Origin of the sequence: Nostoc sp. (assembly GCF_036916735.1) — a bacterium.
Classification (GTDB): domain Bacteria; phylum Cyanobacteriota; class Cyanobacteriia; order Cyanobacteriales; family Nostocaceae; genus Nostoc.
This window is the reverse complement of record NZ_JBALFV010000094.1, coordinates 158645-183589: the sequence shown is the minus strand read 5'-3', so window position 1 is coordinate 183589 and position 24945 is coordinate 158645. Positions and strand designations below refer to the sequence as shown.

The window sequence follows — 24945 nt, the reverse complement described above, 5'->3', positions numbered from 1 at the left end:
ACAGTTAAAAGAATTATTTCCCAGTCCTCAGTCCCCAATCGCTAGTCCTTAAAGATTACTTTCAATCAACTGGCGGTATTCGCTCTTTTGCTTGACACCTTTGACTTCCTTTACCAGTTCCTTATTTTTGAACAATTGAACCGTTGGCGTTCCAGTCACACCAGCATTTTCAGCAATATCTCGGTCCTTGTCGATGTCTATTTCCACAAAATGAATTTTGCTGTCAAATTCATCCACCACTTTATTTAAAATTGGCTTCAAGGTATGACAAGGGCCACAACCAGGAGAGACGTATTTAACAAGGAGTAAGCGATCGCTTTCATGGAACAATTTCCGTAAAGCATAACCTCCCTCATGGCGCGTTCCATCCAAATTAAATCCTGCTTCTTCCTCAGCTTCAGTCTTTTTGGCTGGCTGATGTTCTAATTCATTAACTGCTGTTTCTGGCTGTTGATGGAATTCTTGAATCAAGCCACTGGATGACAACCAACGTTCTGCCAACATCGCCGCCATACAACCAGTACCCGCAGCCGTAATTGCTTGGCGAAACTCATGATCTTGTACGTCGCCAGCAGCAAAAACGCCCTCTACACTAGTTTCTACAGAACCATGCTTGGTGACAACGTAACCTATCTCATCCAGTTCTAACTGACCTTTAAATAAAGAGGTGTTGGGAGTGTGACCTACGGCGTAAAATAAACCCTTAGCGTGTAGTTGGCTCTCTTCACCAGTTTTGGTATTGCGGACTTTCACCCCTTCCATGTGACCGTTACCAAAGATATCCACGGCTTCTGTGTTCCAATGCACCTGGATTTTCGGGTTACTCAAAACGCGGTCTTGCATGGCTTTAGAAGCCCGCATTTTATCGGTGCGTACCAACATATTTACCTTAGAACCGTATTTAGTGAGGTAAATTGACTCTTCCGCCGCCGAGTCGCCAGCACCAATTACAGCCAATTCTGCGCCGTGAAAAATTGGTGTTGCACCATCGCAAATTGCACAAGCGGAAATACCCCGACTCCAAAATTCATGTTCGTTAGGTAAACCTAAACGCTTTGCAGTTGCACCCGTAGCAATGACGATGCTGTTGGTTTTTATTTCCCTTTCTTGCGATCGCACTGTAAATGGACGCTGATTCAAATCAACTGATATAACATCTTCAGTATACAGTTCAGCCCCCCAGCGCTCCGCCTGAGCCTTCATCTGATCCATCAGTTCTGGCCCGGTAATCCCTTGGGGAAACCCTGGAAAGTTCTCAACTTCTGTCGTTGTCATTAGTTGCCCACCAGGTAATCCACCGACTTGGAAACCCTCAAATACAACGGGTTTCAGGTTAGCGCGTCCGGCATAAATAGCTGCTGTGTACCCTGCTGGGCCAGAACCGATAATTACCAAGTTTTCTACAGTTGTATTAGCCATGAAAATATACGAACTCATAACGACTACGCTTAGTATAACATAACAAACTGTGATTGGCTACGCCACGCTGGAAGGGATGAGCTATGCCCTGTCGTAGGCGATCGCAAGTGAAAAATCAAGAATACAGAGACAGCGATCATAGGTTGCCGCTTGATGTGCGAGGAGTATTTATGATAGCTATAAGAGTATTTTGTCGTGTTATGTCTTTTACTATTACAGACTTAGAGCAGCTACAAACCGAGCATCCAGAATGGCAGATGGAGCTGGTAGAAGGGAAAATCATAGTTATGGGGCCATCAGATTACGAGTCAGAAGAAATTGGCACTCGGTTGAGTACCTTCCTGAATATTTGGGTAATGTCGCGTAAGCTAGGGCGAGTAACTGGCTCTAGTGCAGGCTTCATATTACCTAGAATAGAAGAAGACGACTTGGAAAAAAGAAACCTGCGTGCGCCTGACGTGTCTTATGTTCGGGCTGACCGATTGAAAAAGACCAAGCGCGACTTTGTAGAGTTGGTTCCAGACCTGATGGTTGAGATTAAATCTAAAAGCGACAAAATTAAACCCTTGGAGGAGAAGATTCAGTTATTTTTGCAGCTTGGATCTGTAGTCGGCATACTGATTGACCCTGATAAATTGACAGTAACGGTTTACCGACTAAACCAAACTCCGGTGGTATTGCACAATGGCGACACGCTCACACTACCAGACTTGCTACTAGGTTGGGAACTGGCAATATCAGAGTTGTGGCCACCTGAGTTTGAATAAAGCACATCCACAATCGAAGTTAAGAATCTAGCTCTTGGTCAACACCAAGGGCTAAGTTATGTTTGTACCATTTGGGATACAAGGATTCTGGATTGTGTAACTGTATTTCCCCAAACTTTTTTTCTGAAGGTGATAGGAAAGCGATCGCAGTTGGGTAAGTTATATCTAGAACACACAACCACTTCCTACCCCAGGGTAAATACTTATGAAAACCGAATTAAAAGCAAAGTTTCTCCAACACATCATCGGCAAAAAGAAGGAAAACGAAGGTTTCACACTTATTGAATTACTAGTAGTAATTATTATTATCGGTATTTTGTCTGCGATCGCTCTACCCTCTTTCTTGAACCAAGCTAACAAAGGTAAGCAGTCAGAAGCTAAACAGTATGTTGGTTCGCTCAACCGCGCCCAACAAGCATATTACCTAGAGAATAGTTCGTTCGGATCTACCATAGATCAGTTGGCTATTGGTATTAAAACTCAAACTGAAAACTACAAGTATCAACTTGATAATAGTGTTGCTTCTCAGGTTGCTAATAATGGAGTATCTTTGAAACCAGCCCTTAAATCCTATGCAGGTAATGTGGTTTTATCGGTACTACAAACTACTAGTAGTGACGCAAGCACTTTAGCTATTTTATGTGAGACAACGGCTGTTGGCGTGGGTACCAGTCTAGCACCTAATGGTAGTGGTACCCCATTGCAACCTGCTTGTCCTAGCGGTTATCAACCGTTGAAATAAGTAAAACGGTTAGCTGTATTTCTTTTAGTTGAACACTTGATAGAAGTGGGTAGTTTAGGCTACCCACTTTGATTTAGCTTTCTATTTTAGTAATTTCAAATCTTGCACTAGCCCCACCATTAACTAGAAAATTAATTTCCTGGTTAATAGTTCAAGTCAGCTTTAGCTGACTTGAAAAAGTTTCAGTCTATTTGAATGGGCTTAATCTATTCATCAGTAAGTAAAGTTATGGGCGAGGTGCAAGATTCGATGCAATACTACTTTCCTAAAAATCCTTAGCTATGACTTCTGTACAACTTCATACTGATCTGATTTTGTTAGAGCAACAAGCTCAACAATATTTCATCAAAAGCAATTACAATCAAGCTGCTAGCTGCTATGAGCAAGCTATACAAGCAGAACCGGAAGTGAAATCTCACTACTGGAACTTAGGATTAATGTTGCTATTGCAGGGGGAAGAGACAGAAGCACAGATGACTTGGCTGCTGGGTATGGGTGAGGGAGAAGTTGAAAAAGTTGAGCAGTGGACAAGTGAATTGATATTAATTCTGCAAACCGAAGCTGAACGCAGAAAGACGCTAGCAGACTATAAAGTTGCTTGGGCAATTCGCCAGCATATCCGTGAAATAAATCCCACAGATATTAACAATCTGTTGTATTTGATTGAGTTAGCTATTAAACAGGAAACGCTTATTGATGATGAATTAACTTCACTAGGGGTAATTGAGTTAATTCAGTCAGAACCAACTGTAGATATTCAGTTATTGTTGCAGGTATTGGAGAGTATTCTCAATTATGCTCCTTTGCATCCCGCAGTTCTTGAGTTTACAGAAGCTTGTCTAGCTCATGTTCACGAGCCTCAATCTTTCATTAATATTTTGCTTCCAGCTACAGTTAAAATTGCCCACTCGATGCGGCAACCAAAACTTGCGGCATTACTCCTTGAGATATGTTTACGTCTCGATCCTGAAAATTTAGCAATTTTGCGCCATTTGGCTGCTTTTAATCTCAAAGCAAATGATTATTCTAAAGGGATAGAAGTAGCAAAGTTTTGCTACTCGCTATCAAATACATTAATTGATAAAATTTTTGCAATACACCTACTTCATCGAGGATTAATGGATTCTCCTGATTGTTGGGAAGAAGCCTGTGAAGTTTTCCAACAGCAGCAAAATCTAATGATGTTACTGTTAGAAGAAAAACCTCTAAATTTGCGATCAGTTGAGGTTCTGTATCTATCTAATTCCAACTATTTTGCTCCATATTTGCAAGATAATATTCAAAAAAATAGATATATTCAAAATCAAATTGCTAGTCTCTGTCAGCTTAATGTAGAAAACTATGCTAACGAAGAAGTACAGCGATATCAACAGCGAACTTATAAAGGTCGAAATAGCAAGCTAAAAATTGGATATTTATCGCATTGTTTATCTAAGCATTCAGTCGGCTGGTTGGCGCGGTGGTTGATTCAGCATCATAACCGCGAGCAATTTGATATGTATGGCTATTTTATAAATTATAAACAGATAAACGATCCGCTACAAGAATGGTATGTTCAGCAATTCACTCAAGCTTATAAAGGTGGAATTTATAGTGAAGACATTGCTGAAAAAATTTACCAAGATGAGATTGATATTTTAATCGATTTGGATAGCATTACACTAGATATAACTTGTGAAATAATGGCGTTAAAACCAGCACCTTTGCAAGTAACATGGTTGGGTTGGGATGCTTCAGGAATACCAGCTGTTGATTACTTTATTGCTGATCCTTATGTTTTACCAGAATCTGCTCAGGAGTACTATACAGAAAAAATCTGGAGATTGCCCCAAACATATATAGCAGTTGATGGTTTTGATGTGGGTGTACCTACTTTACGGCGGGATTTTCTAGAGATTCCTAATGATGCTGTCATCTATCTAAGCGCTCAGAGAGGATTTAAACGCCATCCTGATACAGCACGGCTGCAAATGAAAATTATCAAAGAAGTTCCCAATAGCTATTTCTTGATTAAAGGGTTAGCTGACTCTGAAGCCGTGCAAAAATTCTTTATGCAGTTAGCAGAGGAAGAGGGTGTAGAATGTGAGCGCCTGCGATTTTTGCCGCAAGATCCCGCTGAGACTGTCCATAGAGCGAATTTAGCAATTGCTGATGTTGTATTAGATACTTTTCCCTACAACGGAGCTACGACAACGCTAGAAACACTCTGGATGGGTATCCCATTAATAACTAGAGTTGGGCAGCAATTTGCTGCTCGTAATAGTTACACCATGATGATCAATGCTGGTATCACAGAAGGTATTGCTTGGACAGATGAAGAGTATGTAGAGTGGGGTGTGCGCTTGGGTAAGGATGAAAAATTACGAGAACAAATTTCTTGGAAGTTACGTCAATCAAGGCACACAGCACCGCTATGGAATGGCAAGCAGTTTACCCGTGACATGGAAAAGGCTTACGAGCAGATGTGGCAGAGGTATCTTGATATTTAATCAGCTTTTAGTGAGGGCTTGAGAAACCAGCTCTTTCAATGCGAACAAATGCACTAATAAAAGGCAATCAATAAAAGTCTGACTCTGGCTAGCTTCTAATAACAAGTTGTCTGTGATCGTATTATTTGGTCGGAAGTCAGTCTAGGAGCCACCTTAGTAACAAACAAGACTAACTTTGGCAACTTGGGATAAGGCATAAAGCAGTTTGAAGCAGACATGAAAAGATAAAGAATCATCTTCAAGATTCAAGTTAAAACCAGAAATATTAGCTTTTGTTTTGAGTATTCTGATAGGTGTCTAAAAGTCGCGCAGTACCATCGATAATTCTAAGTTTATACTCCGGTAGTGAATTTGGCTGTTCTCCAGCCTTGAAGAAATTAGCGATCGCAATTTGTTGACTGTTTCTTTGACTAATGCCTGACTCACGTTCAGTTGTACACCAGAGAGGTTTTTATATAGTGCTGTGTTACTCATTAAAAACACTTAACGGAGTAATTACCTTTGTTTTCCCTATTTTCAATAGCATGAATCACAGCGATAAGCCTTTGGCATAGCTTCGCTTACTGCAAGTTTATACTCCGATTCAAAAATTTCTGAAAGAAGCTTGTCGCGTTTCAGGTGCAATCACCGATCACGGTACTTGCTATAGCGTCTATTGCTTTTCGCTCTTATTTTATAATTTTTTTTACCTCAGTACTTATACTGATGGCAATTGTTATTTACCTTTATATTATGATGTCCATTAGCTAAAGATAAAACAAAATGAAAGTTGTGATTTTAGCTGGAGGATTAGGAACTCGTCTAGCAGAAGAAACAGAAATTATACCAAAACCAATGGTAGAAATTGGTGGTCGTCCTATACTTTGGCATATTATGAAAATCTATGCTCATTATGGGTATAAAGATTTTTACATTGCTTTGGGCTATAAAGGCGATTATATTAAACGCTATTTTTTGGAGTATTACAATCTAAATTCTAGTATGACTATTAATTTACAAAATGGTCATGTAGATATTCATAATAACGCAGCTGAGGACTGGATTCTTCATCTCATGGATACAGGGTTAGACACCATGACAGCAGGTAGAATCAAAAGATTACAGCCTTGGTTAGATAATGAAACATTTATGGTTACTTATGGTGATGGAGTTGCTAATTTAAACATTAAGGAATTATTAGAATTTCATAAATATCATAAATGTTTAGCAACCGTAACCGCAGTCCGTCCTCCAGCTCGTTTTGGGAGTTTAAGATTTCAAGGTGATTTAGTAGATGAATTTTTAGAAAAACCTCAAATGGGAGAAGGTTGGATTAATGGAGGGTTTTTAATTTTTGAACCCAAGATTTTTGAATATTTAAAAGATGATGATGAAGTATTAGAAGTTGCCTTATTAGAAAAACTAGCTAGTGAGGGACAATTAGCTGCTTATCGTCATTATGATTTTTGGCAGTGTATGGATACTTTAAGAGATAAATATAGATTAAAAGATTTATGGGATAGTGTTAATCCCCCTTGGAAAGTATGGAATTAAGTATGAGTAATAGCTCTAATTTCTGGCAAGATAGACCAATTTTTATTACAGGTGCAACGGGATTAGTTGGTGGTTGGTTAGTTAAACATCTATTAACCGTCGGTGCAGATATTGTTTGTTTAGTTCGTGATTGGATTCCTCAAAGTTTTTTGATACAAAGTCGAGTCTTAGAAAAAATTAAAGTTGTTAGAGGTGATATTTTTGATCAAGCTCTTTTACAAAGAACTTTAGAAGAATATGAAATTAATACAGTTATTCATTTAGCCGCTCAAACCGTCGTAGGAGTTGCTAACCGTAACCCCATTTCTACTTTTGAAACTAATATTGCTGGTACTTGGCGTTTACTTGAAGCTTGCCGTCATAGTTCTACAGTCAAACAAATTATAGTGGCATCTTCAGATAAAGCCTATGGAGAACAGATACAGTTACCTTATGAAGAAAATACTCCCCTAAAAGGTATACATCCCTACGATGTAAGTAAATCTTGTGCTGATTTAATTACTCAAACTTATGCCCATACTTATAATTTACCAGTAGCGATCGCCCGTTGCGGTAACTTTTATGGTGGAGGTGATTTAAACTGGAGTCGAATTGTACCAGGAACTATTAAATCTATCTTAAAAGAAAAAGCTCCTATAATCAGGTCTAATGGTTGCTTTGTCAGAGATTATTTATATGTAGAAGATGGTGTGAAAGCTTATATGTTATTAGCAGAAAACTTATCACAGTACCCTGAATTGATTGGCGAAGCATTTAATTTTTCTTTAGAGATAAAATTAACAGTTTTAGACCTAGTAGAAAGAATATTAACGTTGATGAACTCAGATTTGAAACCAGAAATTTTAAATCAAGCAAGTAATGAAATTAAAAATCAATATTTATCTAGTCAAAAATCGAGAAAAGTATTAAATTGGCATCCCTCATTTGATCTAGATACAGGATTAGAAAAAACCATTAATTGGTATCAAAATCTTTTAAAGTAAAAATGAATGGAAAAGAAACAACTATTGCGATCGCAAATTCTCCAATTAGTAGCAGAATATTACTCAGAAGCATTTCCGCAACGTGAATTTATACCAGGAGAAACACCTGTACCTGTATCAGGGAAAGTATTTGATCAACAAGAACTACAGTATTTAGTAGATTCATCTCTAGATTTTTGGTTAACAACCGGACGTTTCGCAGCCGAATTTGAGGAAAAATTTGCCCAATGGATAGGGGTTAAACACTGTTTACTAGTAAATTCAGGTTCATCAGCTAATCTATTAGCATTAACTGCATTAACATCCCCAGAATTAGGAGATAAAAGATTAAAAACTGGAGATGAAATAATTACAGTAGCTGCGGGTTTTCCTACCACAGTAAATCCGATCTTTCAAAATCAATTAGTCCCAGTATTTTTAGATATAGAAATTCCCTCTTATAACATAGATATCACTCAATTAGAAGCAGGATTATCAAAGCGCACTCGTGGGATAATGATCGCTCATACATTAGGTAATCCATTCAATTTAAAGACAGTAACTGAATTTGCTCAAAAACATAATTTATGGTTAATAGAGGATAATTGTGATGCATTAGGAAGTTTATATCAAGGACAAAAAACAGGAACATTTGGACATATAGCCACCGCAAGTTTTTATCCTGCTCATCATATTACGATGGGAGAAGGGGGAGCGGTATTAACTAATGATTCTAAATTAAAAAAAATCCTAGAATCCTTGAGAGACTGGGGAAGGAGTTGTTGGTGTTCTCCTGGAGTAGATAATACTTGTAATAAAAGATTTGGTTGGCAATTAGGAGAATTACCTTTTGGGTACGATCATAAATATACTTATTCCCATGTTGGCTATAACTTAAAAATGACTGATATGCAAGCTGCGGTAGGCTTGGCACAATTGGAAAAGTTGCCTTACTTTGTGCAGAAAAGAAGGAAAAATTTTGATTTTATATATCAAAAACTAGTGGATTTACAAGATATATTAATTTTACCTAAACCTACCGATGAATCTGAACCAAGTTGGTTTGGTTTTCTAATTTCAATCAAAGAAAGTGCTGGGTTTAATCGCTATGAATTGGTAAAATATTTAGAAGAAAAGAAAATAGTAACAAGACTATTATTTGGAGGAAATTTAATTAAGCAACCAGCTTATAAAGGCTTAAAATATCGAGTAGTAGGGGATTTAACAAATACTGATTATGTAATGAATAACAGTTTGTGGGTTGGAGTATATCCTGCTTTAAATGAAAATATATTTTTATATATGCTAAAACACCTATATAAATTCTGTGGACGAGAGAGAATATGACGAAAATATTAAAAGAGGATTTACAACATATTCTTATCCATACAGAATCATTATGGGATGAAATGAATGAAAAGCGAATATTTATTACCGGGGGGACAGGTTTTTTCGGCTGTTGGTTACTAGAGAGTTTTACTTATATAGTTGAGCAATTAAAATTGTCTGCTCAAGCAGTAATTTTAACAAGAGATCCAGAGAAATTTAAGCAAAAATGTCCTCATCTATTTAATCACCCTGCTATAGAATTTTATCAAGGGGATATCTGCAATTTTGTTTTCCCTAAAGGAGAATTTTCTCACTTAATTCATGCAGGAACTTCCACCAACGCTAGGTTATATCAAGATAATCACTTAGGAATGTTCAATGAGATTATAGAAGGGACAAGAAGAACCTTAGAATTTGCGAAAGTATCAGGAGTAAAAAAATATTTATTAACTAGTTCAGGTGCAGTTTATGGCAAACAACCTGATACGATGTCTCATATTCCTGAAACTTATCAAGGTTCTCCTGATACTTGTAATATAGCTTCTAGTTATGGAGAAGGAAAAAGAGTTTCTGAATTACTTTGTACATTATATAGTCAACAATATGGTATAGAAATTAAAATTGCCCGATGTTTTGCATTTTTTGGAGCATACTTACCCCTTAATCTTCATTTTGCTATTGGTAATTTTATTCGAGATGCAATAGAAGGAAAAAAAATTGAAATTAAAGGAGATGGAACACCTTTAAGATCATACTTATATGCCTCAGATTTGATGATTTGGTTATGGACAATTTTATTTAAAGGGAAAAGTTGTTTTCCCTATAATGTTGGTTCAGATGAGGAAATATCCATTAAAGAATTAGCTAAGATAGTGGCGGAAATATGTTCACCAACAATAGAGATTTACATAGGTAAAACTCCACTAGTTGGTCAAATACCCGAAAGATATATACCTTGTGCTCAAAGAGCGTATTTAGAATTAAAATTAAAGCAAAAAATAGACTTAAAGATGTCTATTAAAAAATTTATTAATTCACAAACTGAGATAATTTATGAGTAATATCGATGACAGGCTATTATTTATATTAGAAATAGCAAATAATCATAATGGTTCTATAGAACATGGCTTACAAATCATCCGCCAATTTGCCCAAATAAAACAAAACTTTAGCGATATATTCCAATTTGGATTTAAACTTCAATATCGTGATTTAGATACATTTATTCATCCTGATTTTCAAAACAGATTTGATTTAAAATATATCAAGCGTTTTTCCGAAACAAGACTAACAGAAGCAGAATTTAGATTGTTAGTAGAAGAAATGGAAAAATTAGAATTTATCAAAATTTGTACTCCCTTTGATGAAAATTCAGTTAAAAAAATAGAAGAGCATAATTTTGACATAATTAAAATAGCTAGTTGTTCTTTAACAGATTGGCCTTTATTGGAAAGAATAGCTCAAACAAATAAACCCATTATTGCTTCCACAGCTGGAGTAGAATTAGAAGCAATTGATAAGGTTGTAAGTTTCTTTTTACATCGAGAAAAAAATATATCTCTAATGCACTGTGTAGGTGAATATCCCACAACAAATGATCATCTGCAATTGAATCAAATTGAATTATTAAAGCAACGTTATCCACAAATTAGAATAGGTTATTCTACTCACGAATATCCTGATAATACTGAAGCAATTAAAATCGCCATAGCTAAGGGAGCTACTATTTTTGAAAAACACGTTGGTGTAGCAACAAAAACTATATCTTTAAACAATTATTCAGCCAACACTACCCAAATAAAAAGGTGGTTAGAATCAGTACAAATAACATTAAATATGTGTGGAGTAGTAGGTCAAAGACAAAAATTTAGTGAAAACGAAAAGTATAGCTTATTCTCTTTGAGAAGGGGAGTATTTGCTAAACATCCAATTAAAAAAGGCGAAAAAGTTGATTTAAGCAATACTTTTTTAGCAATTCCCACTATAGAAAATCAAATTACAGCTAATGATATGTCTAAATATACATATTTTTACGCTGAAGAAGATTTGCCAATCAATCATCCAATTTTATCAGTAAATACTAAGAAAGTAGAGATTAGAGAGCAAGTATATGAAATTATCCAAAAAATCAAAAAGTTGCTAAAAAAAAGTAGAGTAGTTGTACCACAACAATTAGAATTTGAAATATCTCATCATTATGGCATTGAAAAGTTTTCTAAATTTGGCTGTACGATCATTAATTACATAAATCGTGAATACTGTAAAAAATTAATTGTAGTTTTGCCTGGACAGAGCCACCCAGAACAATATCACAAGGTCAAAGAAGAAACATTCATTGTGCAGTATGGCGATGTAAACATAACTATTGATGGTGAAGACAAAAAATGCACAGCAGGCAATATTGTGACTATAGAGAGAGGTGCTAAACATACTTTTAGTAGCGAAAATGGAGCGGTATTAGAAGAAATTTCGTCAACTCATCACCAAGATGATTCCTATTATACAGATCCAAATATTGCAGCTAATAAAGACAGAAAAACTCAGCTAACTTACTGGATTAATTAGCTGATTAAAGGAGATACTACTAATGTTAACAATAGTTTGGGATGTAGATGATGTATTAAATAATTTAATGCTGATGTGGTGGGAGCAGTCTTGGTTAGTTTCTCATCCTAATTGTACTATAAAATATACAGAATTTAATAAAAATCCACCTCATTTAATACTAGGAATTGAGAAAGAGGAATACTTAAATAGTCTAGATTATTATCGGTTATCGGGAGGAATATCTCAATTAAAACCAGAACCAGAAGTATTAGAATGGTTTCAAAAATGGGGTAGTTATTTCCGTCATATTGCCTTAACAGCAACACCGATAAAAACAGCACCTTTGATGGCAGATTGGGTAATTAAGCATTTTGGTAAATGGATTCGGTGTTTTGCCTTTGTTCCCTCCTACCGAGTTGGTAATTTGATTCCTGAATATGATGAAGATAAAGAATCATTTCTAGGTTGGTGGAAACAGGGGCAAATAATGATTGATGATAATCCTAATCATATTCAAGCAGCCCAAAAATTAGGAATGAAGACATTTTTAATGCCTCAACCTTGGAATAACTCTAGGATGACAAGAACAGAAATATTAGATTCTTTGACAATTTTGGGTAGAGGTTAATGAAGATGATCAAACTTTCTGATTATGTAATTCAGTTCATTGCCAATTTGGGTGTAGAGCATATTTTTTTATTGCCAGGAGGAGGCTGTATGCACCTAATAGACTCTGTGGGTAGGTGTCAACAATTAAAATATATCTGCAATCTTCATGAACAAGCTTGTGCGATCGCAGCCGAAGCGTATGGACAGTACACCAACAACTTAGGAGTAGCTTTAGTCACCACAGGGCCAGGAGGAACCAACACTCTCACTGGAGTGGCTGGAGCTTGGTTAGATTCTACACCTTGTTTATTTATATCAGGTCAAGTGAAAACTGCTGATTTAGTAGGTACGCGCGGTGTACGACAGATGGGGTTTCAGGAAATAAATATTGTAGAGATGGTGAAACCAATTACTAAATATGCTGTAGTAGTGGCAGACCCCAAAACCATCCGCTATCATCTCGAAAAAGCTGTTTATCTAGCCAAAAATGGTAGACCTGGGCCTGTGTGGATTGATATTCCCTTAGATATTCAAGCTGTCCAAATAGAAGAAACTGAGTTAGTTGGCTTTGATAAACAGGAAGTAGAAAAGCCAATTGATCACAGTTTATTACAACAACAGATCAGCGAAACTATTAGGCTATTGAATCAGGCAGAAAGACCCTGTATCTTAGTCGGTAATGGAGTTAGACTAGCCGGAGCAATAGAAGATTTTTTGCAGCTAATCGAAATCCTCCAAATTCCCGTTCTCACCACATGGAAAGCTATTGACTTTTTGCCGGAATCTCACTGGTTATTTGCCGGTAGACCTGGAGCGATTGGGCAACGAGGAGCTAACTTTACTCAACAAAACTCTGACTTATTAATAACTATTGGAGCTAGGCTAGATTTTGGGCAAACTGGATACAATCATCAAAATTTTGCTCGTGGGGCTAAAAAAATTATTGTTGATATTGACCCTAATGAAATTAATAAAATGATGATGCCCATTGATGTCCCTGTCTATGCTGATGCAGGTGATTTTATAGGAAAATTTCTACAGCAAAGAGACAAAATTACCTTTCAAGACCGTAGTAGCTGGCTCAATCGTTGCAAAGATTGGCAAGCTAAATATCCTGTAATCCTCCCCGAATATTGGCAAGAATCAGATAGAGTTAATAACTACGTTCTTATTGATGTTTTATCTGAAGAAATGTCAGAAGATGATTTATTGATTCCTGGTAGTTCGGGAGCTTGTAGTGAAATTACTATGCAAGGGTTTAGAGTTAAGCCCGGAATGCGGATTTTTAACACCGAAGGACTAGGAGCTATGGGTTTTGGTATTGCATCTGCCATTGGTGGGTGTTTAGCAAGTGGGGGAAAACAAACCATCTGTATTGATGGAGATGGTGGGTTTATTATGAATGTTCAGGAACTAGAAACTGTTAAGAGATTAAAATTACCTATTAAATTTTTTATTTTGAATAATGACGGATATGCTTCTATTCAAAATACCCAAAAAAATTATTTTCAAGGCAGATATTTTGCTAGTAATCCTAATAGTGGTCTAACTTTACCTGATATTAGTAAAATTAGTGCAACTTTTGATATTCCTTATATCAAAATAGCTAATCATGGAGAAATTAGAGAGAAGGTAATAGAGGTTTTAAATTCACCTTCAGCTTTTATTTGTGAAGTGCTGATCTCACTTAATCAATTTACCGCTCCTCGGATCACTTCCACAAGCCAACCAGATGGCACAATGGTTTCTAAACCGCTTGAAGATATGTGGCCATTTTTAGATAGAAATGAATTTTTGGCTAATATGATTGTTCCTGATATTGAAGAACAATTTATGTGAGCATTTTCAAAATTAATTCTCGTTATCAGCAATTAAATCATATAATTTGTATTTGATATTTGCAAAAGTGGGACAATCTAAGCTTTGTATAACAGTGGTTACAATCTGAATATAATTTATGAAAATTCAAATGTAATTCATATATATGAATACTAAAATTAATATAATTAAATACAAATTTTGATTAAATTTTTAAAAAATTAGTAAAAAAATTAATTTTTATATTGAAACAGAAAATATGGAAGATTTATTAAGTCAAGAAATTGAAATTTTACTCAGTGAAGATATTGATTCTGTTATCAAAAGCCAACAGGGGGCATTTGATGAATTAGCTGCTCCTTTTGAAAAATCGATTATTATTTTTGGTGCTGGTTTTGCAGGTATAAAAGCTCTCAACGGTTTAAGGCAGTTAAAAATAGAACCGTTAGCTTTTGCAGATAATAACCAAAGATTGTGGAATCAATTTATAGAAGGAGTTCCTGTATTATCTCCACAGGAGGCAGCTATTAAGTTCGGTAATACGTCTGTGTTTGTTATAACAGTTCATAACAGTTCTCGTCCAAAACAGCAGTTGCTTGACCTCAATTGTAAGAAGGTCATTTCTTATGCTTATTTGTTTGCCAAATACCCAAAGGTATTTCTTCCTTATTTTGCCTTAGACTTACCTTATGAGATATATAAGCAGTCAGATGATATTCAAAAAGCATTTAGTTTGTTTGTAGATGAAAGTTCACGGCGGGAATATTTATCTCAGTTACGTTGGAGATTATTTCTTGATTTTGATAAATTAGCCTATCCAATCACTCAGTCTATGAGAGATGAGGAATACTTTCCACTAGATATTTATATGTCTTTACTCAATGAAATATTTGTGGATTGTGGTGCATTTGATGGAGATACGATCAGAAGGTTTTTAACACAGCGTGAATACCTTTTTGATAAAATCATAGGGCTAGAACCAGATCCATTCAGCTTTAAAAAATTACAAACTTACGTCTCTACAATTCCAGAAAATTTTAGAAACAAAGTTACCCTTCTACAAGCAGCTGTTGGTGCGCGACAAGAAAAATTGAAGTTTCAGGCTATGTCATCCCTTGGTTCAGGAGTTAGTAATACTGGAACAGTAGAAGTAGATTGTGTTGCTCTTGACGATGTTCTCAATGATTGTGTACCAACTCTAATCAAGATGGATCTAGAAGGATTTGAACTAAGCGCACTTACTGGTGCCAGCCAGATTATTGAAAATGCCTCTGCTGTTTTGGCAATAACTATCTATCACTGTCAAGACCATCTGTGGCGTATTCCTTTATTCATCCATTCCCTATCAAATGATTACCATTTCTTTCTAAAACCTCATGCAGAAGAATTTTGGGATGTTAGTTGCTATGCTGTTCCTGTTACTCGTTTAAATACAAAGTTTAAATAAGGAATTTATTATATTCTTTATTAAAGTATGGCTAAGATAAATTAGTTTTTTATAAAGTTAATCTCCAAGTATTAAATTTCTATATTTTTGTATTTTAAATATTCAAACAAAATAATTGAGTTAAAAATATGAATCAATCCTTATTTTCTATTATTATACCTACCAGAGAAAGACATTTAACCTTGCCCTACACAATGGACAGCGTATTAAATCAGAGTTATAAAAATTTTGAATTAATTATTATGGATAACTTTAGTAGTGAAGAAACCTATGAAGTTGTTCATCAATTTAAAGATGAGCGAATTAAATATTTTCGCGCTACTGAGAGACTCTCTATATCTGAGAATTGGGAATTGGGATTGTCTTATAGTACTGGAGAATATGTTTTTGTTTTGGGAGATGACGATGCTTTAATGCCTGATGGACTTGAACTCGCTTCAAAGCTAATAAGTGAGTATAACGTTGATATTGTTTCTTGGCTGCGATACTCATATGGATGGCCCAATGCAATTGTACCTTGGGTCAGAAATAGACTACAGCTAAGTTTGTTGTCTCATGCCGAGTTGTGGAATTCAAAAGAAAGACTGAAACAGTTTTATAACTATCAGCTATCTCATGAATTTTTGCCTATGGTTTACAATTCTTTAGTTCACCGAAAAATAATTGATCGTATTAAGTCGATTTATGGCAAATATTTTATGTCATCTACTATGTCAGCAGCCCCAGATGTTTACTCTGGTCTTGTTAATGCCTATTTTACAAATAGCTATTTATATTCTTTCCGTTCTATATCTATTATTGGAAGTTCAGCATATAGTTTAGGTGCATCAGTATGTTTCCAAAGTTTAAAGTCGGAACCTTTGAAAGATGTTCTAAAAGACGATAAAGAAGATTATATCTCAAAAATGCATCCTAGCTTAGTTCCCACAACCAATCAGGAGATAAGTTTTGCACACGTGCAACTTCGTACTAAAGAATTATTTTTTCCATCTGATACAGAACTTGAGGTAAATATAGAAAATTTATTAAATTTTGTTATTCAACAGATTAATAGAGATCCGGGTAGATATGAAATAACATTAAAAGATATTGAGGCACTAGCCCAAAAGCATGGTATTTCTGTAGCTAAGTTGAACATACCCGATAAATTGACTAATTTGAATACTGATGTAGAGGGATACCAAGGACTTATTTTTAGCTCAGAGGGATCTCCAAGGCAATTAATTATTAACTGCGAGCAAGTAGGGATATCAAATGTTGCTCAAGCAGTTAAACTAGCGCAGGGAATATTGCCTAGAATAGAAAGTGTCATAGTCCCTACTACTCATGTTAATAAACTTCCTAAAGAGGAGGAATTACAACTTAAATATCAAAAATATCAAGAAAAAGAACAACCTGTACCAAGAGTTATGGTAGATGGGGTATTTTTTCAACTCTATAAAACCGGAATTGCTAGAGTTTGGAAATCCCTTTTAGAACAATGGGCAAACACAAAATTTGCTGAACATATATTGGTCTTAGATCGGGCTAATACTGCACCGAAAATTAATGGCATTAATTATCGTACTATTCACGCCTACGACTATAACAATACTGAGAGCGATCGCCAGATTATTCAGCAAGTTTGCGATGAAGAAAGAGCAGAATTATTTATTTCAAGCTATTACACCACCCCCATTACTACCCCTTCTGTATTCATGGCTTATGACATGATACCAGAAGTACTAGGAGGCAACTTAAATGAACCGATGTGGACAGAAAAACATAACGGAATTAAACACGCCTCTGCTTTTATTGCTATATCAGAAAATACAGCTAAGGACTTAAGTAGATTTTTCCCAGATATACCATTAGAATCAATTACCGTTGCCCATTGTGGTGTAGATTCTCTCTTTTGCCCTGCTTCTGAAGTTCAAATAAACGCTTTTAAATATAAATATGGTATAAATAAACCTTATTTTCTATTAAGTGGCTTAGGAGGATATAAAAACGCAATTCTCTTTTTTAAAGCATTTGCTCAACTAAGCAACAAACACAATTTTGATATAGTAGTTACTGGTGCAGGTAGTCAATTACCTTCTGAATGGCGACAATATACTGCCGGATGTACTTTTCACGGATTACAATTAAGTGATGAAGAATTAAGATTAGCTTATGCTGGAGCAGTGGCATTAGTTTATCCTTCTCAATATGAAGGTTTTGGAATGCCAGTAATTGAGGCAATGGCTTGTGGTTCTCCTGTAATTACTACTCCTAATGCTTCCCTACCGGAAGCTGGAGGAGATGCTGTAATTTACGTCAAAGATTATGATATTGAGGGTATGGTTGATGCTTTATGTGAAGTGCAAAAACCTAGTTGTAGAAACTTATTAATTAATGCAGGCTTAGAACAGGCGAAACATTTTTCATGGATAAAAATGGCAGAAATTGTAAAAATAGCCTTAATTAAAGCCTCATTTTTAGATTTAAATCTTAAAGAAACTAACATAATTGTTTTTCCAGATTGGTCAACAGATGAAGAAAAATTAGGATTAGAATTGATGGATGTTATTAAATTAATCACATTCCATCCTAATCATAAGCAAATTACTCTACTGATCGATATCAATGGCATTGCACAAGAAGAGGCTGATTTATTCTTGCAAAGTATAGCGATGAATCTTATGATGGACGAAGAAATAGATATAACTGAGAATTTGACAATTTCTTTATTGAGAAATTTGACTGATAGCTTGTGGCAAAGTTTAATTCCTTGTATTAATGGCAGATTTGTATTAGAACATGAAAATAAACAGATCGTTGCCAATCAGCAAGTACGGACAATTCCTTTATATTCTCTAGAAAATTTCTAATAAAGTTATAAATTTATTTATTATAAGTAGCTAGACATGATTAAATATAAAACGCTCAACAGAGTAATTACTATTGTTTGCACGATTCTCGATAGCATGAATCAAAGCGATGCCTGCGGCGGGCTACGCCTACGCTAATTCATATTCATCGTCAAAAATCTGAGAAGAAAGCTTATGACGTTTTAGGTGCAGCCATTCATCTTCAATACGGTTCATTTGAGGTGAGTATGGTGGCAGAAAAAATATACAAACCTTGTTGTTGCCAACGTTGCCAGTATTGTTTAACTTGATTGCTGCGATGAAATGATGCTCTGTCTTGAATAATGACAGTGATTTTACCTGTTTGTTCAAGACGCTGTTGGGCTAAATGTCCCTGCCATTGAAGTAGTTGCAAGTAACGTTCGCTATTGAATGTTTCTATTACATCCATCCCAGTTGACTAATTGAGCGCAGATTTTCGTCTGTTGGAGGTTGTTTTAAAAGTGGTAGGCTGTGATTTTAGGCACTTATTGATTCCTCATAGCCCTTATTTAAAAAGGGGAAACCAAAATAAAAGTCTCCTTTTACAAGGAGGATTTAGGAGGATGTATAATGTTTTTCTACCGACAAGAGGACTTTTTAAACGTCCTCTTAACTCGACTTTATCCAAAATTAATAACTCAGTTTTTTTATCCGGCTAAAACCCTGGCTTTTTGGCAAATACCATTTCCACGTCACAGACTATCGATGAAGTTAAAAGAGTCAAACTTCTGTCTCACAAAGGTTTTAGCTGAGGTAATCGTGTAATGACTCCGCAGGAGTATCGCGTTGCGAAAAAAATGGATAAAGTCGAAGTTAAGTAAAGAATATTAATTAGGTTTGGATTGATTATTTGTTTGGGAATTGCTGTTAACTTGTTCTTTCTTCAGTTCTTCTAATAAAACCTTGTAATTCGGCCTATCAGGACGTAACTTGACTAGCTTTTCTAAAGCTTGAATAGTACCCTGAGTATCTTTCAACCCTAAGCGCACATTTACCAACCCTTCCAACGCCACTACGTTCTCTGGTTCTCGTTGTAAAACCATCTCAAAACCCTGTGCCTTTTGTTGTAATGAAGAATTTGGAGATGGAACTACTGTTTTGGATGGTTCAATTGCCTGTCTAATTACAGGAACCGCTGAAAACACAATGGAACTTAAGAACGAGACCATAGAGACTAGTGTTAGCAACTTTTGTCGCCGCTTAATTTGCTTGCTGCGGTTAATTAGGTAGTCTTCCCCTGAACTAGCCATACTTCAATATATCCTGTGGTAAATACTTAGGCAATAGCATTATTACCATTTTTAAAATACCCACTTTTTCACAAAAACTATCATCTTAGTGAGAAATGTTTTACACAAAATTCAAATGCTGACTCTGAAGACAAGTAAGCTTTATGCTGTGCGTTCGCTTATTATGAGAGTTGAAGCGGAATTAAAGGCTTAATACAAAAGGAAAACGGCTCTTTTTAAGTAACGAGTTATTTTTAAGTAAAATTTATGATTATCACAGAAAGCTCCCAAAAGCAATTATTTAAGGCGCAGGAATAAGATAAATCATAAAATGACAAAAGCTCTATGCAAGAAAAAAATGCCTGAATCTATTGAATTGCCTGGATTACAACCCCTGTAAAGCTTAATTAAATCTTGCATATCAAAAATGAGCGAACGGATAGTTTATGGTAAGCTTATGCTGTACCGACAATTTTGCTATCGATCGCTCCTATCGTTCAAAGCAAAACCCTTTAAGTCTTATTCACTGGGCAAAAAATTAAAATTATATAAAGATTTGCGATGATTCAGCCTAAAGTCAGATGTTTGCGATATTGTAAATAACGTTTAAATAAATATAAACAGTAGATATTTCTACTCAATTGCAAATTTACCTATCAGTCAAAAACTTTCAAACTAGCCCGTGTCCAATACTTCTTCACCAAGCACACATATTTTTTGTGATAAAAACAAATAAAATTTTGCCAGTCGTCCTTAGTCACACTACATAGTGCAACCTCCCAGACGAGTAATTATTTTGCTCGGCGTCCACAATAGATATCTTACAAAAGGTACTGTTGCACTCTAGTGGTTAAAGGTTACAAGGAAAAAGACGGTCAAAGGGTTAAAGGGAAAACAGAAACATCTTTCAATACGGTTGGGTTAGCTTGTGTTACCTTGCGAAGCTCCCCCCAACCCCCCGATAAATTGGGGGTAAAGGAGGAAATTAGCCCCCCAATTTATCGGGGGTCGCCACAGGCGGGGGGATCTTATCCGAACCGTATTGAAACATCTTTATCCTTTCCCCTTAATCTTTATCCCCTGTACCTTTGCCCAGCTGCAAAAAGTTTAAGGACTGCTTGGTGAATTTAAACTTTTGTGGTGGTAATTACCGTACAAAAGCGAATTTACCAGTAATTTAGTAGAGTTTGTTATGGTATAGTTAAAAAGTTAAGACTAGCTTTACCAAAATTACACCACTCTACGATCCAGCAACAATTGCAGAATGGGTAAGCAGTTTTAATTAAGTATTTACCAACAAAATGAATTCAATTGAGGTTATGACTCAGCAAGTGATTCACCCAATGGTGAAATTGCAGCGCAACGTGCAATCACTCATAGAATCGAACATTATCAAGCCAAGCGATAGCATTTGGAAAATCGCTTTGCTCTACGGTAATGAATGGCAGCACTGGAAACAGGAACTGCTTGACTTTGGCTTTAGTATGCAAGACCCAGTTAGTGAATTGCTAGCTGTAGAAACTTGGGATGAGGAATAGGAATAGGGAATAGAGAATAGGGCGAGCAGGAGAAGAATTCTAACTCCGAACAGACGCGATTAATCGCGTCTCTACTCCTAACTCCTAACTCTCTAAAGTTGGCAACCAGTTAAGGCAGCAGCTAATTCCTTAGCAGTTTGATAGCGATCGCGTGGCAATGGTTCTGTAACACGATCAATCACATCTCTTAATTGGGAACTAATAGTGGGAACTTTTGCCACATCAAACCTGAAGTTTCGCCCTCGTTGGCGGTAATACTTGAACGGGTTTTCGCCTGTGAGCAGAAAAATCAGCGTTGGTCCAATTGCATATAAATCAGATTGAGTTAAAGGCTGTCCTCGTTCTTGTTCAGGAGCGCAGTAACCTTCTGCACCAATTCGAGTACCAGGCGCTGTGCCAATTTCCTTAACTGCGCCAAAATCTAGCACCACGATGCGATTTACTGAACTTCGCACCATTAAGTTGGCAGGTTTAATGTCGCGGTGAATCAGTGGTGGCTCTTGGCTATGAAGATAGTTTAAGATGTCGCAAGTTTGAATCATCCAAGCAATCGCTTGGCTTGGCGTAACTGGCCCAGTAGTATAAACACGTCTCTCTAAATCTTGTCCTTGGATTAGTTCCATTGCCAAGTATTTTTTTCCGCCTTCTACAAAGAAGTCGTAATACTTGGGAATTCCCGGATGATTAAGGGATTTGAGAGTATACGCCTCTCGCTCAAATAATTCTTGAGCTTTGGCAATTTTTACCATATCAGCATTCATTTGCTTCAACACCAGCAATTGTGGCATACCCGCAATCTGACCAGTCGCATCCCAAGCGAGATAAGTAGTACCCATACCTCCTTGTCCGAGAGTTCGCAACACCTGATAATGGCGAATTTTCTGTTGTACTGAGAGAGGTTGACCGCAGTGGATGCAAAACAGATTGTTTGGGGAGTTGCCTTCATGGGTGCAAGTGTATCTACCTGGAGCTGAGTAGAGTGTTGCAACGGCGTTTTCTTCTGTTTTTTGTATTTGTTGCGATCGCATACCAGTTTCTAGTACTGTTAGATCCTGAATTTGAAATTTCAGTATTGGCCCTCCCTGTGCTAGTTGCAAAAGGGAATTATCTGGTAATGGACTCTGAATCACAAGAACACCATTGAGGAAAGTCCCATTAGTACCCTGACTAATCAGCCGCCAACCACCGCCATTGTCAGCAGAATCTACTTGTCTCAGTTCTAGATGATGCCGCGAAACTAAACTATCAGTTAAAACAACATGATTATCTGCCGCTCGACCAATCCGAATTATGGAAGAGTTCTCAAAGCACCACTGCTGAAGGGGAGTTTTCTGTTGCGGTTCTAACAGGGTCAGACTAACCACAATACAACCTACAAGGTAAATGGATTAGGGATTGGGCATTGGGCATCGGGTATTAAACTTATCCAACAATTAGGTTTTAATCCTTGATTTATAAGGCATCGAAGTTAATTTGCCTATGTGTCTATTGGGAATTGGTGATTATTTCTTTTTATTATCCATGCCCCATGCCCCATGCCCCATGCCCATTTATGATTAACTTTCCAGATTTGGGCGCACTTTTGCCCGAATAAGTATACCAGTAATATTGTCGTGACCGTTGTGTTGATTTGCCAAATCAATTAATTCTGTAACACCCCGTTCTAAGTTAACGCCAGAAGAACTAAGTAACGGTTCTAAGTGAGTCTGCCAATGGGTTTCTATTAAATCATTATCTGATAAACCGTCCGATGCCAACAGCAGAAGAGTATCTTCATTGATGTCGAAAAAGCCGACGTCGGGATTAATCGAGTTTTTGTCACGAGGCCCCAAGGCTTGGGTAAGTTGGTAAGCGTCTGGACGGGCGTAAGCTATGCTTGCTTCCACTCCTCGATTAATTTCCCGTTGCCCAACTTCGTGATCTACTGTGACTTGTTCTAGTCCCTGCTTACGCGTCAGGCGATAGAGACGGCTATCTCCCACATGAGCAACTGCTGCTTGAGTATCTTGAATTAACAGCATTACCAAAGTTGTACCCATGCGCCCAACTCCAGAACGGGCATCTTGTTGATTGAGCTTGTAAATCGCCTCATTAGCTAAAAACACTGCCTCCCGAATGCTATCTTCCGTTGGCAGTTGGTTGGTAATCCAGTGTTCTTGAAAGTATTGCCGTAGGGTGTTGACTCCTAACTCACTAGCTATTTCGCCGCCAGCGTGTCCACCCATACCATCACAGAGAATATACAAACCATGCCCTTGCAGAACTCGACTTTTAGGCGATTCCAGCTTTTGAATTTTGGTTTCAATGCCAAAGTAGTCTTCGTTATGATGACGTTGACGCCCTACATCTGTGCGTCCTGCATCTTCTAAGCTACTTAACTGCATCGCCAGCACAACAGTTGGCATATCATCAATTTTGCTTTCTGATTTTTCTGACTCATCTGATTGGGGGATAATGGGCACAGCAGTATTTTTCTCCTTTATTGGGGGTAAGGTTGTGGTTCCTAGTGCTTCTAGTTCAATAGAGATTTCTTTCAAACGCGATCGCAATTGTGCGATCGTCTGAATTTTACCTACCTCTAAATCCCCCAACATCTGCACTACAGCGCCAAATTGAGTGCGTTGAGATTGCCTAAATAGCGCTTGCCAAACCCGCCCCAAAGCCTGAATGGTTAACGGTTGCTCTGGAATAGCAGATATTTCGGCTTCGGCATCTTCTGGCGACTCAGTGACAGGCAAAGAATTGGATGATTCCAAATACAACCTTTGTAGCGCCAGCGTTTGGTCTTCATCCAATCGCAAGTTCGACAAATCTAAAAGGCTTTGACGACAACCTACTGGTTCTAATAATGCCCAAAGTTGGGTCATTTCATAACACCAGTGTAAAATTTTTAACGAACTCGTTGTTTCTTCTTGCCATAAATCGAGTAAAAACTGCCAATGTGAGCGGTCTTCGATTATGACTATCTGCATATTTCCCTGCTGCCATGCATCGTGAATCGGCGGTATCCCCGGCTGACCTTGGCATTGTAATGCAATATAAAGTTTAGCAAGGTAAGGAATTCTACTTGCTTCTATTGATGGCATTAGCAAATCCGATTGTTGACTTGCTAGTATTGCCTCAATGGGTGATATTTGATACGGCTGGCAGTCTAGAACTCTGATACCTACATCAGTAATAGTGGCAGTTTCCCTTTGGGCAGGTAGCGGATCTAACAATTGATAGCGCTGTTGAGAGTCTAAATAGGAGCCTAATCCAATCTGAGAACTAACAGATAGAGGAGATGAAGAAGATATTGCTCCCTCATTTTCTTCATCTCCCTCATCTCCCTTTTCTGCCACATTCTCCTCTACTTCCAAAGCTTTCGCAGTCGTTTCTTTAGCAATAATTGCCCAAAATACTGTTCCACATTCCGTGCCACAGTTATGACAACGTAGTGCATTCACAGGTACATCATCGGTACTGCATTCAGGACAAACCTTGTGAGTCAGGGATGTGCCACAGCTTTGACAGAATTTATTGCTATTGGGGTTTTCAAATTTACACTGAGGGCAAATCAGCATAGTGGAAGTTCCTTTATTCCTGCTCCAAGGTGCTTCTAGCCACTAAGATCCAAGGTGCCACAATTGGCTGTCCCTGACTA

At 37.0% G+C, this 24945-nt stretch carries 21 protein-coding genes; 13 read left to right on the top strand and 8 right to left on the bottom strand.

Annotated elements, in window-relative coordinates; genetic code table 11:
* Nucleotides 1–48: 48 nt before the first annotated feature.
* On the bottom strand, nt 49–1419 hold the full coding sequence (gene trxB, locus V7L20_RS21080) for a thioredoxin-disulfide reductase (protein WP_334746036.1): 1371 nt from the start codon (nt 1417–1419) through the stop codon (nt 49–51).
* 200 nt (nt 1420–1619) lie between these two features.
* Here trxB and V7L20_RS21075 point away from each other — a divergent pair, with 200 nt between their 5' ends.
* The gene (locus V7L20_RS21075) at nt 1620–2186 is read left to right on the top strand and encodes a Uma2 family endonuclease (protein WP_334746035.1); all 567 of its coding nucleotides are present in this window, start codon (nt 1620–1622) and stop codon (nt 2184–2186) included.
* Nucleotides 2187–2205: 19 nt separating this feature from the next.
* Here V7L20_RS21075 and V7L20_RS21070 read toward each other — a convergent pair whose 3' ends face one another.
* Nucleotides 2206–2364 (bottom strand): hypothetical protein, encoded by a 159-nt coding sequence (locus V7L20_RS21070; RefSeq protein ID WP_334745950.1) that lies wholly within the window; start codon nt 2362–2364, stop codon nt 2206–2208.
* Between the two features lie 27 nt (nt 2365–2391).
* On the opposite strand from V7L20_RS21070, the gene V7L20_RS21065 reads away from it, so the two are divergent.
* Together V7L20_RS21065 and V7L20_RS21060 are read left to right on the top strand one after the other, a co-directional pair.
* Nucleotides 2392–2928: a type IV pilin-like G/H family protein gene (locus V7L20_RS21065; RefSeq protein WP_334745949.1), complete on the top strand. Its 537-nt coding sequence runs from the start codon at nt 2392–2394 to the stop codon at nt 2926–2928.
* 281 nt (nt 2929–3209) lie between these two features.
* Nucleotides 3210–5417, top strand: coding sequence for an O-linked N-acetylglucosamine transferase, SPINDLY family protein (locus V7L20_RS21060; protein WP_334745948.1), 2208 nt, complete (start codon nt 3210–3212; stop codon nt 5415–5417).
* Between the two features lie 297 nt (nt 5418–5714).
* On the opposite strand, the gene V7L20_RS21055 is transcribed toward V7L20_RS21060, so the two are convergent.
* A complete protein-coding gene (locus V7L20_RS21055) occupies nt 5715–5891 on the bottom strand; it encodes a hypothetical protein (RefSeq protein WP_334745947.1) in 177 nt (58 codons plus the stop codon).
* Between the two features lie 288 nt (nt 5892–6179).
* On the opposite strand from V7L20_RS21055, the gene rfbF reads away from it, so the two are divergent.
* From rfbF to V7L20_RS21010, 9 genes are all read left to right on the top strand, one after another.
* Nucleotides 6180–6950, top strand: coding sequence for a glucose-1-phosphate cytidylyltransferase (rfbF, locus tag V7L20_RS21050; protein ID WP_334745946.1), 771 nt, complete (start codon nt 6180–6182; stop codon nt 6948–6950).
* Nucleotides 6951–6952: 2 nt separating this feature from the next.
* On the top strand, nt 6953–7933 hold the full coding sequence (locus V7L20_RS21045) for a GDP-mannose 4,6-dehydratase (protein WP_334745945.1): 981 nt from the start codon (nt 6953–6955) through the stop codon (nt 7931–7933).
* Nucleotides 7934–7939: 6 nt separating this feature from the next.
* Nucleotides 7940–9259: a lipopolysaccharide biosynthesis protein RfbH gene (gene rfbH / locus V7L20_RS21040; protein ID WP_334745944.1), complete on the top strand. Its 1320-nt coding sequence runs from the start codon at nt 7940–7942 to the stop codon at nt 9257–9259.
* A complete protein-coding gene (locus V7L20_RS21035; protein WP_334745943.1) occupies nt 9256–10302 on the top strand; it encodes an NAD-dependent epimerase/dehydratase family protein in 1047 nt (348 codons plus the stop codon). The genes rfbH and V7L20_RS21035 overlap by 4 nt, the downstream gene beginning before the upstream one ends.
* Nucleotides 10295–11806: an N-acetylneuraminate synthase family protein gene (locus V7L20_RS21030; RefSeq protein WP_334745942.1), complete on the top strand. Its 1512-nt coding sequence runs from the start codon at nt 10295–10297 to the stop codon at nt 11804–11806. The genes V7L20_RS21035 and V7L20_RS21030 overlap by 8 nt, the downstream gene beginning before the upstream one ends.
* A gap of 22 nt (nt 11807–11828) precedes the next feature.
* Entirely contained in the window at nt 11829–12416 is a 588-nt protein-coding gene (locus V7L20_RS21025) for a hypothetical protein (RefSeq protein WP_334745941.1), read from the top strand.
* A gap of 5 nt (nt 12417–12421) precedes the next feature.
* Nucleotides 12422–14236 carry a thiamine pyrophosphate-binding protein gene (locus V7L20_RS21020; protein ID WP_334745940.1) on the top strand — a complete coding sequence of 605 codons (1815 nt, stop codon included), beginning with the start codon at nt 12422–12424 and terminating at the stop codon, nt 14234–14236.
* A gap of 238 nt (nt 14237–14474) precedes the next feature.
* On the top strand, nt 14475–15662 hold the full coding sequence (locus tag V7L20_RS21015; RefSeq protein WP_334745939.1) for an FkbM family methyltransferase: 1188 nt from the start codon (nt 14475–14477) through the stop codon (nt 15660–15662).
* A gap of 128 nt (nt 15663–15790) precedes the next feature.
* The gene (locus tag V7L20_RS21010) at nt 15791–18514 is read left to right on the top strand and encodes a glycosyltransferase (RefSeq protein ID WP_334745938.1); all 2724 of its coding nucleotides are present in this window, start codon (nt 15791–15793) and stop codon (nt 18512–18514) included.
* A 129-nt stretch (nt 18515–18643) separates the two neighbouring features.
* On the opposite strand, the gene V7L20_RS32795 is transcribed toward V7L20_RS21010, so the two are convergent.
* The 3 genes from V7L20_RS32795 to V7L20_RS21000 form a co-directional block, all read right to left on the bottom strand.
* Entirely contained in the window at nt 18644–18730 is an 87-nt protein-coding gene (locus tag V7L20_RS32795; RefSeq protein ID WP_442943601.1) for a hypothetical protein, read from the bottom strand.
* Nucleotides 18717–18944 carry a hypothetical protein gene (locus V7L20_RS21005; protein WP_334745937.1) on the bottom strand — a complete coding sequence of 76 codons (228 nt, stop codon included), beginning with the start codon at nt 18942–18944 and terminating at the stop codon, nt 18717–18719. The genes V7L20_RS32795 and V7L20_RS21005 overlap by 14 nt, the downstream gene beginning before the upstream one ends.
* 418 nt (nt 18945–19362) lie before the next feature.
* Nucleotides 19363–19785 (bottom strand): tetratricopeptide repeat protein, encoded by a 423-nt coding sequence (locus tag V7L20_RS21000; protein ID WP_334745936.1) that lies wholly within the window; start codon nt 19783–19785, stop codon nt 19363–19365.
* 1298 nt (nt 19786–21083) lie between these two features.
* Here V7L20_RS21000 and V7L20_RS20995 point away from each other — a divergent pair.
* Nucleotides 21084–21302 carry a DUF4327 family protein gene (locus V7L20_RS20995; protein ID WP_012407469.1) on the top strand — a complete coding sequence of 73 codons (219 nt, stop codon included), beginning with the start codon at nt 21084–21086 and terminating at the stop codon, nt 21300–21302.
* A gap of 92 nt (nt 21303–21394) precedes the next feature.
* Here V7L20_RS20995 and V7L20_RS20990 read toward each other — a convergent pair whose 3' ends face one another.
* Nucleotides 21395–22666 carry an FHA domain-containing serine/threonine-protein kinase gene (locus tag V7L20_RS20990; protein WP_334745935.1) on the bottom strand — a complete coding sequence of 424 codons (1272 nt, stop codon included), beginning with the start codon at nt 22664–22666 and terminating at the stop codon, nt 21395–21397.
* Nucleotides 22667–22858: 192 nt separating this feature from the next.
* Nucleotides 22859–24865, bottom strand: a complete 2007-nt coding sequence (locus tag V7L20_RS20985; protein ID WP_334745934.1) for a serine/threonine phosphatase — start codon at nt 24863–24865, stop codon at nt 22859–22861.
* Nucleotides 24866–24945 lie beyond the last annotated feature (80 nt).